General features: G+C 68.3%; 17 protein-coding genes. 11 read left to right on the forward strand and 6 right to left on the reverse strand.

Annotated elements, in window-relative coordinates:
* Positions 1 to 76: 76 nt before the first annotated feature.
* On the forward strand, positions 77 to 1,117 hold the full coding sequence (dusA, locus tag Q8Q88_RS07625; RefSeq protein WP_305674673.1) for a tRNA dihydrouridine(20/20a) synthase DusA: 1,041 nt from the start codon (positions 77 to 79) through the stop codon (positions 1,115 to 1,117).
* Here the strand turns inward: dusA and Q8Q88_RS07630 are convergent.
* From Q8Q88_RS07630 to Q8Q88_RS07640, 3 genes are all read right to left on the reverse strand, one after another.
* Positions 1,061 to 1,570, reverse strand: a complete 510-nt coding sequence (locus tag Q8Q88_RS07630; RefSeq protein WP_305674674.1) for a TIGR02281 family clan AA aspartic protease — start codon at positions 1,568 to 1,570, stop codon at positions 1,061 to 1,063. The two genes, dusA and Q8Q88_RS07630, sit on opposite strands and share 57 nt — an antisense overlap.
* 116 nt (positions 1,571 to 1,686) lie before the next feature.
* Complete coding sequence (locus Q8Q88_RS07635) at positions 1,687 to 1,908, reverse strand: DUF1289 domain-containing protein (protein WP_305674599.1); 222 nt, start codon at positions 1,906 to 1,908, stop codon at positions 1,687 to 1,689.
* Between the two features lies 1 nt (position 1,909).
* Positions 1,910 to 2,332: a PaaI family thioesterase gene (locus tag Q8Q88_RS07640; RefSeq protein WP_305674600.1), complete on the reverse strand. Its 423-nt coding sequence runs from the start codon at positions 2,330 to 2,332 to the stop codon at positions 1,910 to 1,912.
* 173 nt (positions 2,333 to 2,505) lie between these two features.
* Here Q8Q88_RS07640 and Q8Q88_RS07645 point away from each other — a divergent pair, with 173 nt between their 5' ends.
* Positions 2,506 to 2,823 (forward strand): hypothetical protein, encoded by a 318-nt coding sequence (locus Q8Q88_RS07645; RefSeq protein WP_305674601.1) that lies wholly within the window; start codon positions 2,506 to 2,508, stop codon positions 2,821 to 2,823.
* A 163-nt stretch (positions 2,824 to 2,986) separates the two neighbouring features.
* Positions 2,987 to 4,447, forward strand: coding sequence for a phospholipase D-like domain-containing protein (locus tag Q8Q88_RS07650; protein ID WP_305674602.1), 1,461 nt, complete (start codon positions 2,987 to 2,989; stop codon positions 4,445 to 4,447).
* Here the strand turns inward: Q8Q88_RS07650 and Q8Q88_RS07655 are convergent.
* Positions 4,434 to 5,165 (reverse strand): endonuclease/exonuclease/phosphatase family protein, encoded by a 732-nt coding sequence (locus Q8Q88_RS07655; RefSeq protein WP_305674603.1) that lies wholly within the window; start codon positions 5,163 to 5,165, stop codon positions 4,434 to 4,436. The two genes, Q8Q88_RS07650 and Q8Q88_RS07655, sit on opposite strands and share 14 nt — an antisense overlap.
* Positions 5,166 to 5,266: 101 nt before the next feature.
* On the opposite strand from Q8Q88_RS07655, the gene Q8Q88_RS07660 reads away from it, so the two are divergent.
* The 4 genes from Q8Q88_RS07660 (at position 5,267) to Q8Q88_RS07675 (ending at position 9,055) form a co-directional block, all read left to right on the forward strand.
* Positions 5,267 to 5,527, forward strand: a complete 261-nt coding sequence (locus Q8Q88_RS07660; protein ID WP_305674604.1) for a TonB family protein — start codon at positions 5,267 to 5,269, stop codon at positions 5,525 to 5,527.
* A 109-nt stretch (positions 5,528 to 5,636) separates the two neighbouring features.
* Positions 5,637 to 6,839 (forward strand): acyl-CoA dehydrogenase family protein, encoded by a 1,203-nt coding sequence (locus Q8Q88_RS07665; protein ID WP_305674605.1) that lies wholly within the window; start codon positions 5,637 to 5,639, stop codon positions 6,837 to 6,839.
* Between the two features lie 75 nt (positions 6,840 to 6,914).
* Entirely contained in the window at positions 6,915 to 8,060 is a 1,146-nt protein-coding gene (locus Q8Q88_RS07670) for an acyl-CoA dehydrogenase family protein (RefSeq protein ID WP_305674606.1), read from the forward strand.
* Between the two features lie 401 nt (positions 8,061 to 8,461).
* Positions 8,462 to 9,055 carry a DUF3052 family protein gene (locus Q8Q88_RS07675; protein WP_305674607.1) on the forward strand — a complete coding sequence of 198 codons (594 nt, stop codon included), beginning with the start codon at positions 8,462 to 8,464 and terminating at the stop codon, positions 9,053 to 9,055.
* On the opposite strand, the gene Q8Q88_RS07680 is transcribed toward Q8Q88_RS07675, so the two are convergent.
* Positions 9,036 to 9,617: a gamma carbonic anhydrase family protein gene (locus Q8Q88_RS07680; RefSeq protein WP_305674608.1), complete on the reverse strand. Its 582-nt coding sequence runs from the start codon at positions 9,615 to 9,617 to the stop codon at positions 9,036 to 9,038. The two genes, Q8Q88_RS07675 and Q8Q88_RS07680, sit on opposite strands and share 20 nt — an antisense overlap.
* Positions 9,618 to 9,785: 168 nt before the next feature.
* On the opposite strand from Q8Q88_RS07680, the gene Q8Q88_RS07685 reads away from it, so the two are divergent.
* Both Q8Q88_RS07685 and Q8Q88_RS07690 read left to right on the forward strand, forming a co-directional pair.
* Positions 9,786 to 10,160 carry a YciI family protein gene (locus tag Q8Q88_RS07685; RefSeq protein ID WP_305674609.1) on the forward strand — a complete coding sequence of 125 codons (375 nt, stop codon included), beginning with the start codon at positions 9,786 to 9,788 and terminating at the stop codon, positions 10,158 to 10,160.
* Entirely contained in the window at positions 10,153 to 11,388 is a 1,236-nt protein-coding gene (locus Q8Q88_RS07690) for an RNA polymerase sigma factor (protein ID WP_305674610.1), read from the forward strand. Before Q8Q88_RS07685 ends, Q8Q88_RS07690 begins: the two co-directional genes overlap by 8 nt.
* Here the strand turns inward: Q8Q88_RS07690 and Q8Q88_RS07695 are convergent.
* Positions 11,385 to 11,996: a glutathione S-transferase family protein gene (locus Q8Q88_RS07695; RefSeq protein ID WP_305674611.1), complete on the reverse strand. Its 612-nt coding sequence runs from the start codon at positions 11,994 to 11,996 to the stop codon at positions 11,385 to 11,387. The genes Q8Q88_RS07690 and Q8Q88_RS07695 overlap by 4 nt on opposite strands.
* An 83-nt stretch (positions 11,997 to 12,079) precedes the next feature.
* Between Q8Q88_RS07695 and Q8Q88_RS07700 the strand changes: the two genes are divergently transcribed.
* On the forward strand, positions 12,080 to 12,973 hold the full coding sequence (locus Q8Q88_RS07700) for a DMT family transporter (RefSeq protein WP_305674612.1): 894 nt from the start codon (positions 12,080 to 12,082) through the stop codon (positions 12,971 to 12,973).
* A complete protein-coding gene (locus Q8Q88_RS07705) occupies positions 12,970 to 13,689 on the forward strand; it encodes an N-acetylmuramoyl-L-alanine amidase (protein WP_305674613.1) in 720 nt (239 codons plus the stop codon). The genes Q8Q88_RS07700 and Q8Q88_RS07705 overlap by 4 nt, the downstream gene beginning before the upstream one ends.
* Positions 13,690 to 13,863 lie beyond the last annotated feature (174 nt).

A 13,863-nucleotide genomic window follows, 5' to 3' on the forward strand; every position in this document is an offset into this window, starting at 1 on the left:
GGCGAAAGGGGGCGAATTCCGTCGAAAAATAGCGTAGAACCGCGCACCCGAAAGTCCGACTAACCTGCTGATGTATATGCTAAAAGACGCGCAATTTCAAGCACATAGACTGTCCTGTGCACCTATGATGGACTGGACGGACCGGCATTGCCGGGTCCTGCACCGGACCCTGTCGGCCCGCGCGCTGCTCTATACGGAGATGCTGACCACCGGGGCGATCCTGCATGGGGATCGCGCGCGGCTGCTGGCCTATGACGCCGTGGAGCATCCGGTGGCCCTGCAGCTCGGCGGGTCCGATCCGGCCGACCTGGTCGCCGCCGCGCGGATCGGCGAGGCCGAGGGCTATGACGAGATCAACCTCAATGTCGGCTGCCCCTCCGACCGGGTGCAGAGCGGCCGGTTCGGCGCCTGCCTGATGCGCGAGCCGGAGCTGGTGGCCGGGTGCATGGCCGCCATGGGCGCGGCGGTGAAGGTCCCGGTGACGGTGAAGTGCCGCATCGGGGTCGACGATCAGGACCCCGAGGAGAGCCTGTTCCGGCTGGTCGACCTCTGCGCCAAGGCGGGGGTGACCACCTTCATCGTCCACGCGCGCAAGGCCTTGCTGAAGGGGCTGTCGCCCAAGGAGAACCGCGACGTGCCGCCGCTGGACTATCCCCTGGTCCACCGGCTGAAGCGCGAGCGGCCCGGCCTGACCGTATCCATCAATGGCGGGATCGGTTCGCTGGACGAGGCCATCGAGCATCTCGAGGTCATGGACGGGGTGATGCTCGGCCGCGCGGCCTATCACACCCCGGGCATATTAGGTCAGGTGGATCGGCGGGTTTTCGGGGTGGGTGAGGACGTGGACGCCGCGCAGGCCGTCGAGCTCTATCGCGGCTATGTCGCCCGGGAGCTGGCCAACGGGACGCACCTGGCGGCCATGACGCGGCACATGCTGGGCCTGTTCCACGGCCTGCCTGGCGCGCGAACCTGGCGGCGCATCCTCACCGTTGAGGGCGTGAAGGCCGGGGCGGGGCTGGACGTGATCGACGCCGCGCTGGCGGCGGTGTCCCAAGCCCGATCAGGGGCGCAGGATGAGGGCCGTCTTCGTGGCCTCGAAGCGGGAGAGGCGGCCTAGGTAGCTCATGCCCAGCAGGGAGGTCTCGAGGCCCTTCTCGATGACCAGGGCGTCGACGTTGGAGACCTGGGCTCCGGCGATCGAGATGCTGCCCAGCTTGACGGCCGCGGCGCGGGTCTGGCCCGAGGCGGTGATCACCTTGTAGGCGTAGTCCAGCTTGGACGGATCAATGCCCAGGCGCTTGGCGTCCTGGGTGGTCAGGGCCACCGCGCTGGCGCCGGTGTCGACCAGGAACCGCACCCGGGAACCGTTGACGTCGGCCTCGGCCCAATAGTGGCCGTCGGCGCCCTTGGCGATGGAGGCGGCCTGGCCCTCGATGGCGGCGGAGGGCGCGACGGCGAGCGCGGCGCGCAGCTCGGGCACGGCGTTCTTCTGCTCGAACCTGGCCACGCCCTGGGCCGCGCCCACGGCTGAGACCGCGCCTATCAGCGCCAGCACCGCCAGTCTGATCATCTTCACACCCGCTCTTCGGCCAGTCCGGGGCCGTTCTCGGCCAAGCGCGAAGAGTAGGCAGGCGGGGTTTGCAAGCCGTGAATCGAATCTTGCCGAGTTCCTAACGGCCAACCGGCTCAGCCGAACATGGCCAGCTTCTCAGGGCGGATGCGGTCGCGGCGCGAGGAGAGCTCATCCATGATGCTCGCCCGCGCTTCGTCGGTGAGCTTGGCCCAGCCAGCCACCTCCGAGAGTTTGCGGTAGCAGCCCATGCACAGGCCGCTTTCGCCATCGACGACGCAGACCTTGATGCAAGGCGTCTTGATCGGGGCGGGGGGGCGGAGCGGCAGATCGGTCATGTTACGGGATAGAGTAGGTCACCGTGGCCTGGGCCGCCAGCCGCTCGGGGCTCTCGGTCCAGAGCCGGATGTCGCAGACCGCGTTACGCCGCCCCAGGCGCAGCAGCCGGGCCTCCGCGTGAATCTCCCCAGGCCTGGCGCCGCGCAGGAAGTTCATCACCAGCGAGCTGGTCACCGCCATCAACTCCTCGCCTACGTGGCAGAGCACCAGGGCGTAGGCTGCGGTGTCGGCCAGGCTCATCAGGCTGGGCCCTGAAATGACCCCGCCGGGCCGCAACATCCCCTCGTGATAGGGCGCGACCGTATGCACGCGGCCGGGCTCGACCTCGGTGATGGTCGGGAACACCAGGGCCGAGCCCTGGGGAAAGGCGCGCCGCAACAGGGCGTTGACCGCGGCGGCGTCGAGCTTGATGTCGGGAGCCATGCCTAAATGATTGCGTCCATGTTCTATAGTTGCAACCCGATTATGTTACTTAAGTAACTATTACGTATCATGACCAATATTTAATCGTACAATACTGAGTCTGTACGGAAATTCATTTGAGGATGCCGGTCGCTGGGCCCACGTTTCCTGCGTAATTTCAGGGAGTAAACGCCATGCGACTGATCACCACCGCCTTTTCCGCTGTCTGCGTCCTGACCGCCGCCGGGACCGCCAGCGCCGCCGTCAGCGATGTGGAATATCTGCGAGCCAACCGCTGCCGAGGTCTGGCCGCCGCCGAACTGGCCGCCGTCGACACTGCTGCCCTGGACGCCTTCCTGAAGGCCGAGAAGCGCACCCGCTCGACCTTTGTGGCCGATCGCGGCCAGGCCGAGATGGACAAGGCCCGGCGCGAAGCCAAGACCACCAACGCCGAGCGCAAGGCGCGCCTCACCGCCGAACTCACCGGACCCTGCCAGGTCTACAAGGGCTGACGCCCCCCGGCCCAGTCCTGTCGACACAGCCTGAGCGCCCGGTTTCGCCGGGCGCTCTTTTTTCTTGCCGACGACTCTCCGCTGGTCTTCCGCGCCTGCGGAACCCACCTTGGCTGTACGCTTTCTGACGAGCGTAAGCAGTTGCGAGGACGCCGCGCCGGTCATGACCATCTTGAGACCCGGCGAGACCTGCTGGCGCACGGCTCGGGCCGGGCGGGCGGCCTTCCTGATCGACACCGAAGCCTATTTTACCGCCGTCTACGAAGCCCTGCGCAAGGCCAAACGCTCGGTCCTGTTGGTGGGGTGGGGCTTCGATCCCCGGGCCCGGCTGTTTCCCGACGGCTATGACGGGCCCGACGACCCCGACGAGGTGGGCCGCATCCTGGTGGAGCTGGCCCGGGCTCGGCCGGATCTCGACGTCCGCCTGCTGATCTGGAAGTCGGCCCTGCCCATCGCCGTCAGCCAGGAGTTCTTCCCCCACAAAGCCCGCAAGTGGTTCCATGGAACGGGGGTGAAGTTCGTGCTGGACGACCAGGTGCCCTTCGGCGCCTGCCACCACCAGAAGGTGCTGGTGGTGGACGACGAATTGGCCTTCTGCGGGGGCGGCGACATCAGCATCGACCGATGGGACACCCCGGGCCACCTGGACCTCGACCCGCGGCGGATCATGCCTGACCAGGAACACCACGCGCCGCGCCACGAGGTGATGGCCATGGTCGACGGCGAGGCCGCCATGGCGCTCGGCGACCTGGCGCGCGAACGCTGGCGGCGCGCCACCGGCGAGGTCCTGCCGCGACCGGTGGGGCCGGCAGGGACCGATCCCTGGCCCAGCCACATCCCGGCGCACCTGCGCGATATCGCCATCGCCATCGCCCGCACCGAACCGGCCTGGCAGGGCCGGCCGGTGGTGGAGGAGATCCGCCGCCTGACCTTGGAATCGATCCTCGCAGCTAAGACCACGGTCTATCTGGAGAACCAGTACTTCACCGCCCCGGCCATCGCCGAGGCTATCGCCGCGCGGCTGGGCGAGGCCGACGGGCCGGAGGTCGTGCTGATCTCCACTGGCCAGAGCCCGAGCTGGTTCGACCATCTCACCATGGACCGGGCGCGCTCCAACATCCTGTGGCGCCTGCAGGCGGCCGACATCTTCGGGCGGTTCCGGGCCTGGTATCCAACCACACGGGCCGGGACCAAGATCATCGTCCACTCCAAGGTCACGGTGGTGGACGACAGCCTGGCGCGGATCGGCTCGGCCAATCTCAACAACCGCTCGGGTGGCTTCGACACCGAGGCCGAACTCGGCATCGAGGTCTCGAGCGAACACGATCGGCTGGCGGTGACCGCCTTCCGCGACCGGCTGGTGGGCCATTTCCTGGGCCATACGGGCGACGCGGTGGCTAAGGCCTGCGTCGAGCGCGGCGGCCTGATCGGAGCCGTCGAGGCCTTGAACCGCGAAGGCCGGCTCACGCCCATCCTGCCGATGAAGCAGTCGGCCTTGGGCGAGATGATCGCCGCCTATCACCTGGGTGATCCGGCCAATGTCAGCGACAGTTGGCGCCCCAACCGCCGCCGCGACAGGCTCTATTCGACCATCCGGACCGAGCGGCGCCTCAGGCGAGGCTGAAGTCCATCATCAGCGGCAGATGGTCGGAGGCGACCCGGGTCAGGGCGTCGAAGGGTGCGGTGACGCTCTCGACGCGGATCTCCGGGCTGACGAAGATGTGGTCGATCCGCAGGACCGGCAGGGCCGAGGGGAAGGTCGAGGTTGGCGTCTTGTTGGGCGCCAGCCGCCGCGCCGCCTCCAATTTGGCGTGCAGGGTGCGGTAGACCACGGAGGTGGCGGTGGCGTTGAAATCGCCCAGCAGGATGGTGGGGCCCTGGCGTGTCGGATGATCCAGCCATCCGTGACCGGCCAGCCAGGCGGCCTGGATCTGTTGTTCCTTGGGCACCAGGCCCAGATGGGTGTTGAAGACGTGGACCTCGCGGCCCTCGATCTCCACCGCCAGCCAAAGGGCGCCGCGCGGCTCGAGCTGCGGGATCGCGGGGTGGCCAGGCAGGGGCCCAGTCTGGATCAGCCGTTCGGGATAGGCTGTCAGGATCGCGTCGCCATAGAGTTCCTCCTCCACCCGCAGGGCGGGGTGGAAGTGAAAGGACATCTTCAGCCGCTGGGCGATCTCATGGGCCTGGTCGACGCCGCCGGTCCGCGCGCGGCCGACGTCCAGCTCCTGCAACGCGACGATATCGGGCTGGAGCCGGGCGATGACCTCGGCCACCCGTCCCACATCGAGCCGACGATCGGTCCCAACGCAGCGATGGACGTTATAGGTGAGGATGCGGGGCATGGGCCGGTCAGAGATGCACGCCTCGCAACGCCGGCGCAATCGCTCCAACGGTTGGCGCACGCTGAAGGTTCGCCGGATAGGCTGACTATAAGGACGATGTGATGCTGCTGATGGCGATGGCCGTCCTGGGGGCCTTGGCCGCCGAGCCGCCCGCGGGCCGCCAGGGCCGGGCGAGCGTCGAATGCCGCGTGGAGAAGGACGGCCGGCTGACCGGCTGCGTGCTGCTTTCCGAGACGCCGCGCGGCGTCGGCGTCGGCGAATTCGCCCTTCGCCTGGTCAAGACCTACCGTGTCCCGCCCCAGGACCGGCGCATTCGCAATGGCAGGATCGTCGTCCCGCTGAAGTTCAAAATGCCGGGCTGAGACCTTTCGGCTGACGCTGACGTAAGCGTCATCTTCACATCGTCGCGCGGCGCGCGTATGGTCGCGCCAACGAATTACACTGTAAATGCTCGCGCCAGGGAGCCGCACCATGGACCTCGACTTTTCACCCGAAGACGCCGCCTTCCGTGAGGAGGCACGCGCCTTCATCGCCGAGAACTATCCCAAGGCCCTGCGCGAGAAGCAGGCGCGCGGCGAGGATCTGGGCAAGGAGGACTTCCTGTCCTGGCACCGCATCCTGGCCTCCAAAGGCTGGTCGGCGCCGTCCTGGCCCAAGGAGTTCGGCGGCACCGAGTGGACCCCGACGCAGAAATACATCTGGTCCGAGGAACAGGCCCGGGCCGACACCATCGGCATCTTGCCGTTCGGCGTCGCCATGCTGGCGCCGGTGATCTACACCTTCGGCACCCAGGAGCAGAAAGAGAAGTTCCTGCCCGGCATCCGCGACGGCAAGGTGTGGTGGTGCCAGGGCTATTCCGAGCCCGGCGCCGGTTCCGACCTGGCCAGCCTCAAGTGCAAGGCCGAGCGCTTCACCGGCGACGACGGCAAGGAATACTACCTGGTCAACGGCCAAAAGACGTGGACGACGCTCGGCCAGCACGCCGACTGGGGCTTCTTCCTGGTCCGCACCGATCCCGACGCCAAGCCGCAGGCCGGCATCTCCTTCCTGCTGATCGACATGAAGTCGCCGGGCATCGAGGTCCGCCGGATCACGACGTTGGAGGGCGGCCATGAGGTCAACGACGTCTTCCTCGACAATGTGAAGGTGCCCGTCGAGAACCGCATCTTCCATGAGAACCAGGGCTGGACCTGCGCCAAGGCGCTGCTGGCCCATGAGCGCTCCGGCATCGCCGGGGTGGCGCGTTCCAAGCGCGGCCTGGAGCGGGTGCGCGAGATCGCCTCCACCGAGCTGTCGGACACCGGCGGCCCGCTGCTGCAGGACCCCTTCTTCAAGCGCAAGGTGGCCGAGCTCGAGATCGACCTGACGGCGCTGGAGTTCACCGAGCTCCGCACCCTGGCCGGCGAGCAGAGCGGCAAGGGCCCCGGCCTGGAAAGCTCGATCCTGAAGATCAAGGGCACCGAGATCCAGCAGCGCCTGCATGAGCTGGCCCTGGAGGCCGTGGGCCACTACGGCGCGCCCTATCTGCGCGACCTCGGCCACAACGCCAATATCGGCCCGGGCTACGCCGACGGCCTGGCCGGCGACTACTTCAACGGCCGCAAGACCTCGATCTACGGCGGATCGAACGAGATCCAGCGCAATATCATCGCCAAGATGGTGCTGGGCCTCTAAGCCACATTCTGAATAATAGTCTTCAAGCCCGCTCCGGCCTTCCAGCCGGGGCGGGAAACGTCACGGGGAAACCAGATGGATTTCAGCTTCACCGAAGAACAGTCGATGCTGCGCGACACCGTCGCGAGCTATCTGGCCGATCACTACAGCTTCGAACAGCGCCGCGACGCGCTGAAGACCGAAGCCGGTTGGAGGCCTGCCGTCTGGAAGGCCTTCGCCGAAGAGCTCGGCATACTGGGCGCGCCGTTCTCGGAAGAGCTGGGCGGCCTGGGCGGCGGCTCGACCGACAACATGGTGGTGATGGAAGAGTTCGGCAAAACCCTGGTGGTCGAGCCCTATCTCGGCACCGTGGTGATCGGCGGCGGCTTCCTGAAGCACTCCGGCTATTCGGGCGCGGCCGATATCATCGCCCAGATCATCGCCGGAACCACCACCATCGCCTTCGCCGCGGCCGAGCCGCAGGCGCGCTATAGCTGGCAGGATCTGAAGACCACCGCCAAGAAGGACGGATCGGGCTATCTGCTCAACGGCGCCAAGGCCGTGGTCATCGGCGCCCCCTGGGCCAGCCACCTGATCGTCACCGCCCGCACCGGCGGCGCCCAGCGCGACGCCCAGGGCGTCTCGGTGTTCATCGTCGACAAGTCGGCCAAGGGCGTGACCACCCGCGACTACCCAACCGTCGACGGCTTCCGCGCCTCGGAAGTCACCTTCGAGAACGTCTCCCTGCCGGCCGAGGCCCTGATCGGTTCGGAAGGCGCGGGCCTGCCCCTGGTGGAGAAGGTGATCGACGAGGCCATCGTCGCCACCTGCGCCGAGGCCTGCGGCGTCCTGCGCCGCCTGCACGAAGGCACCCTGGAATATACCAAGCAGCGCAAGCAGTTCGGCCAGCCGATCAGCCAGTTCCAGGTGCTGCAGCACCGGATGGTCGACATGTTCATCCAGCTCGAGCAGTCGATCTCGATGACCTACATGGCCAATATCAAGCTCGCCGACAGCGACGTCGAGCGCGCCAAGGGCGTCTCGGCGGCCAAGGTGCAGATCGGCAAGGCCTGCAAGTTCGTCGGCCAGAACGCCATCCAGCTGCACGGCGGCATGGGCATGACCGACGAGATGGCCATCGGCCACTACTTCAAGCGCGCCACCATGATCGAGGGCGCCTTCGGCTCCACCGACCACCACCTGGCCCGCTACGAAGGCCTGAGCCTCGGCAAGGCGGCGTAGGCCTCTGAGATCTGAAGCGCCCCTCACGTCCTTCTCCCCCTGCGGGAGAAGGTGGCCGTTCGGAGAACGGTTGGATGAGGGGTCTCTCAGAACTCACGGGTTAGCTCTGCACGAGCTTCGACGCTGATTCAGGTGGATAGGGCTTTCGACCCCTCATCCGACCCAGCTCTCGCGGGGCCACCTTCTCCCGCAAGGGGAGAAGGATACGGCCCAAACCCGAAAATATCCGGCGCGCGATGTCGCAAAGGCGTGGTCCCGTTCGTCCTTAGAGCGTGAAGGCCCCGCCGCCTCGCGCTCGTCGATCGACCGGTCTCCCCACCGGTCTCATGGCCCGCTCCCCCGGACCCCTGGCGCCCCCACGCCGGCGACGACTAGGATGCGAGGCGGCGGGAGGCGGGGTCATGGGCAAGGACGCGCAGGTCGAGGCGAGATTTCCGGACGGGGCCGACCAGGGCCGGCTGCAGTATGAGCCGCCGAAGCTTCTGTTCCGCGGCGCCCAGCGGCGAGCCTATCAGGGCGACGCCTTGAAGGGCGTCCGCGCCGAAGGCGGCGACCTGGTCCTGGCCGACGGATCGCGGTTCGCGCTCGGTGAAAAGGCCGCGGCGTCCTGGGCCGAGGCGATCGTCAATCCCAAGGGGTGGCTGGACAAGCTGGGGGTCAAGCCCGGCATGCGGACGGCCATCCTCGGCGTCGCCGACGAAGCCCTGGCTGGGGAGCTGGCCGGGCGCGGCGCTGCGCCGATCAACGACCTGACGACCCTCGACATCCTGTTCTACGCCGCCGACAGCGCCGAGGAACTGGCGCGTATCGGCGACCTCGTCCCGGCCCTGGCCGAAAAGGGGGCCATCTGGGTGGTCTCGCGCAAGGGCAAGGCCGCCACGCTCAAGGACGTCGAAGTGATGGCCGCGGCCAAGGCCGTGGGGCTGGTGGACAATAAGGTGGTCAGCTTCTCGGAGACCCTGACCGCCCTGCGGTTCACGAGACGGCGGCCATGAGCCGGGCCTGCTCGGCGGCCATCTCGGCGCGGAAGCTCTCCTTCGACCACAGCCGGTAGTCGCCCTGGCCATAGGCCTGGGCGTTGCGCCAGTAGAGGAAGGCGTTCATCCGGTTGGCCATAGCGTTGTCGCGGGTCTTGGTCACGGCGCCGGGTGAGCCCATGACGATGGAATGGGGCGGGATGACCGTGCCCTCCTTCAGGAAGGCGCCGCCGGCCACGATGGAGCCGGCGCCCACCACGCAGCCGTCCATGATCGTCGCCCCAATCCCAATCAGGCAGTCGGCCCCGATATCGCAGCCGTGCAGGGTGACATGGTGGGTGATCGAGCAATTGGCCCCAATGAGCGTCGGCGTGCCGGCTCCCACGTGGATCATCACGAAGTCCTGGACATTGACCCGCGGCCCGATGACCACCCTCTGGCTCTCGGCCCGGACCACCACATTGCACCAGATCGAGGCTTCGGCGGCGATCTCCACCTCGCCGAAGATGCGCGCGGAGGGGTCGATATAGGCCGCTCCCAGGTCGCGGACGTCGGGGCCGAGGAAGGGGGTGGGGGGCATGGGCGTCTCCGGTTGCGCGGCGCCACCATCCGGGAGTTCCCAAACGTCAGACAAGCCGCCGGCGGGCGATCGGGAAAATTGGGCCGCCGATGTCGATCCGGCGGCGGGCCGTTCGTTTGGGGGTGTAAAGCCGGCAAGATGCCGGCCGCAGTATGAAGGACGAAACCCATGCCCCGGTACCTGCTCAGCATCTATCAACCCGATGGGGACCCGCCGCCGCCCGAGTTCCTGGAACCCATCATGCGGGATCTGGCCGTGCTCAACGCCGAGATGAGGGCCAAGGGCGCCTGGGTGTTCGCCGGCGGTCTGTTCCCGCCCAGTACGGCCACGGTGCTGCACTATGATAATCGCGACAGCCAACTCCTGACGACGGATGGCCCCTTCGTCGAGGGCAAGGAGCATATCGGTGGGTTCACGGTCATCGAAGCCGCCGACCTGGACGCGGCCCTGGAATGGGGCCGCAGGCTGGCCCACACGCTGGCGCCGCTCTCCATAGAGGTCCGGCCGCTGCAGTCGGACGCCAGACACCCCGCGAATGGCTGAGAGCTTGCCGCTCTCCGCGATCGAACGCGTGTTCCGCGAGGAACACGGCCGAGCGGTCGCGGTCCTGGTCCGCGCCTTCCGGGATATCACCATAGCCGAGGAGGCGGTCCAGGACGCCTTCGCCGAGGCGGTGGCGCGGTGGCCCGCCACGGGGCCGCCGCCCAGCCCGGCCGGGTGGATCATCATGACGGCGCGCAACCGGGCCATCGATCGCCTGCGCCGCGAGGCGTCCCGCGATGACCGCCACGCCCAGGCCGCCCTGCTGCACGCTGCGGAGGACGCCCAGGAGAACGTCATGCACGACGTGAACGACGACCACCTGCGCCTGGTCTTCACCTGCTGCCACCCCGCCCTGGGGACCGACGCCCAGGTGGCCTTGACCCTGCGGCTGCTGGGCGGCTTGACCACGGCCGAGATCGCCCGGGCATTTCTCCTGCCCGAGACAACGCTCGCCCAGCGGCTGGTGCGGGCAAAGGGCAAGATCCGGGACGCCGCAATCCCCTACAGGGTCCCGACGGCGGAGGAGCTTCCGACCCGGCTCCGCGCGGTGCTGGCGGTGATCTACCTCATCTTCAACGAGGGCTATGTGGCCAGCGGTGGCGAGGGCCTCACGCGCGACGCCTTCTGCGAGGAGGCCATCCGCCTGGGCCGGATCCTGGCCGGCCTGATGCCGCATGAGCCGGAGGCCGCCGGCCTGCTCGCCCTCATGCTGCTGGTCGCCTCGCGCCGGCCGGCGCGGCTGGATCCGGACGGCGAGATCCTGCTGCTGCCCGACCAGGATCGTCGGCTATGGGACCGCGTCCTCATCGCCGAGGGCCAGGCCCTGGTGCGAGGCTGCCTGCGGCGGAACCAGCCGGGCCCCTATCAGATCCAGGCCGCCATCAACGCCGTCCACAGCGATGCGCCCTTCGCCGCGGCCACCGACTGGCGGCAGATCTTACGGCTCTATGACCAGCTTCTCGCGATCGCTCCCACCCCGGTGGTCGCCCTGAACCGCGCGGTGGCCGTGGCCGAGATCGAGGGGGCGACCGCGGCGCTCGGCCTCGTCGAGAGCCTCGATCTGGAGAGCTACTACCTCTTCCACGCCGTCCGCGCCGACCTGTTGCAACGGCTGGATCGCCGCCCCGAGGCGGCCACGGCCTACGAGGCCGCCATCGCCCGCACCGCCAACGCCGCCGAGCGGAACCTCCTCGCCCGCAAGCGGGCGCTCTGCGCCGGCGCCGGCTAGCGCATATCCCGCACAGCCAAATAGGACGGTCGCGCCGCGCAGCGGGCGAGCCAGGCCGCCAGGGCCGGCAAGCCGTCCGCCGCCGGGTCCAGCTTCTGCCAGCCGATCAGGCCATTCTCGTTGGGCTGGCCGAGCGTCGTGGCGACATTGACATCGACGATAGTGAAGGCCTCGCCCAGCAGCCAGGTTCGGCCCTCGAGCGCCCGGTCGAGGACGCTGAGCGCCTTGACCAGGTCCCGCCGGTCGGACGCGATCAGCGCTTCGTCTCCGCCGCGCCGGGCGCGGTTCCAATCGGCGCGGTCGATCTCGGTCTGGGCCCAGAAGCTCCATTGATAGGTCGCCGCCCGGTCGGCGGGGCGCGTTGGCCACAGCGGACCGCCCACCTTGTCGGCCAGGTAGAGGTTGATCGCCATCGACTCCCAGACGATCAGGCCGTCGTCATCGAGCACCGGCACGTGGCCATTGGGATTGATCGCGTCCATCGTGATCCGGTCCTGCGGCCGGGCGCGGGGGTCGAGCGGCGCGTGGCGGTAGCGCAAGCCCAGTTCCTCCAGAGCCACCAGGGCGCGGGCCGCGCGCGACTTCGACGAGCCGTAGAGGGTGAGCATGGACGGCCTCTGGGTTGCCGGCCGCAGCTTGGCGCAATCCGCACGCTTGCCAAAGCCTGCCGAACCGCGCCTAAGGCGTGGCGATGGCGCTTCGCGATTTCGCCCTGTTGGTTCTGGTCTGCCTGGTCTGGGCGGCGAACAACATCGTCTCGAAGTTCGTGGTCTCGTACATGGACGTCCCGCCGCTGTTCTACGCCGCGGTGCGGTTCGCCGTGGTGGCTGTGGTGGTGTTCCCCTGGCTACGGAACCCTCCGCAGCCCATCTGGCGGCTGCTGGTCGTGGCCCTGCTCATGGGCGGCGGCAATTTCGCCCTGATGTTCGTGGGCCTGAAGAGCTCCACCCCATCCTCCGTGGCGGTGGTCAGCCAGGTCATGGTGCCGATGACCACCTTCCTGTCGTTCATGCTGCTGGGCGAACGGCTGACACGGCGGCGGCTGTTCGGTATCGGGCTGACCCTGCTGGGCGCACTCACCGTCATGTGGGACCCGCATGGCTTCCGGATCGCGCCCGGCCTGCTCTTCGTCGTCGGCGCGGCCTTCATGGGCTCGCTCGGCGCGGTGATGCTGAAGCAGATGGACGGGCTGAAGCCGCTGCAGATGCAGGCCTGGGTGGGGCTTTCGTCGTTCCTGCCGCTGATCGCCCTGTCGGCGTGGCTGGAGCCGGGCGCGGCGGCCGTGGCCGTCGCCAGCGGCTGGCCCTTCGTCGCCGCGGTGCTGTTCTCGGGTCTGATCGTCTCGGTGGTCGGCCACACGCTCTATTACGGCCTGATCCAGCGCTATGAGGCCAACCTCATCTCGCCGTTGACCCTGATGACGCCGCTGGCCACCATCGGGCTCGGAGTCCTGATCACCCATGACCCCTTCGATGCGCGCATGGCCTTCGGGGCCGCCGTGGCGATCGCGGGCGTCCTCATCATCGCCCTGAGGCCCAACCAAGCCATGCTGCTGCTGCTCGCCCTGCGGAACCGCGACAAGTGAAACTCATCGAGGCCGCCTCGCCCAACTTCAACGAGCGCCTGGTCCCGCCGGACCTCGTGGTCCTGCACTATACCGGCATGCGCACAGGGCCGGAGGCGCTGGAACGGCTCTGCGCCGCCGACTCCAAGGTGAGCGCCCACTACATGGTCGAGGAGGACGGCCGGGTGTTCCGCCTGGTGCCCGAGGCCCGACGGGCCTGGCATGCGGGGCTGTCGTCCTGGAAGGGCGAGACCGACATCAACGGCCGCTCCATCGGCATCGAAATCGTCAATCCCGGCCACGAGTTCGGCTACCGTCCGTTCCCCGACGCCCAGATCGCCGCGGTGATCGCGCTGCTGGACGACATCCGCACCCGCTGGGACATCGAGGACGGCCGCATCGTCGGTCACGCCGATGTCGCCCCCGAGCGCAAGGAGGACCCCGGCGAGTTGTTTCCCTGGAAGCGGCTCGCCGAAGCCGGCCACGGCCTGTGGGTCGAGCCCGACGCCGCCCCGGGCCAGCCCCTGGGAGAGGGCGAGGAGGGGGCGGGCGTCTTCGCCCTGCAGGCCGGTTTCACCCGGCTGGGCTATGACTGCGCCCCGTCCGGCAAGTTCGACGCCCACACCGCCGCGGTGGTCCGCGCCTTCCAGCGGCATTGGCGCCCGGAGAAGGTGGATGGGATCGCGGACGGCATGACCCGCGCCCGGCTGATCGCCCTGCTGCGCGCCGCGGCCTAGCCGGGCCGTTCTCGGGCCCGCCGGGCCGGATCGGCGAGGGCCCAAGCTGAGTGGTGAACGGGCACATCGCTGCTCCCTTGCGCGCAATCTGCCCGAAAGGCGGGCGCCGGTGCGCCGCGCTCAGCGAACATGTTTGACGAACCGGGAATCCACCCATGCTCCGCGGGGGCGACT

This window comes from Phenylobacterium sp. (genome assembly GCF_030697925.1).
Taxonomy (GTDB): domain Bacteria; phylum Pseudomonadota; class Alphaproteobacteria; order Caulobacterales; family Caulobacteraceae; genus Phenylobacterium.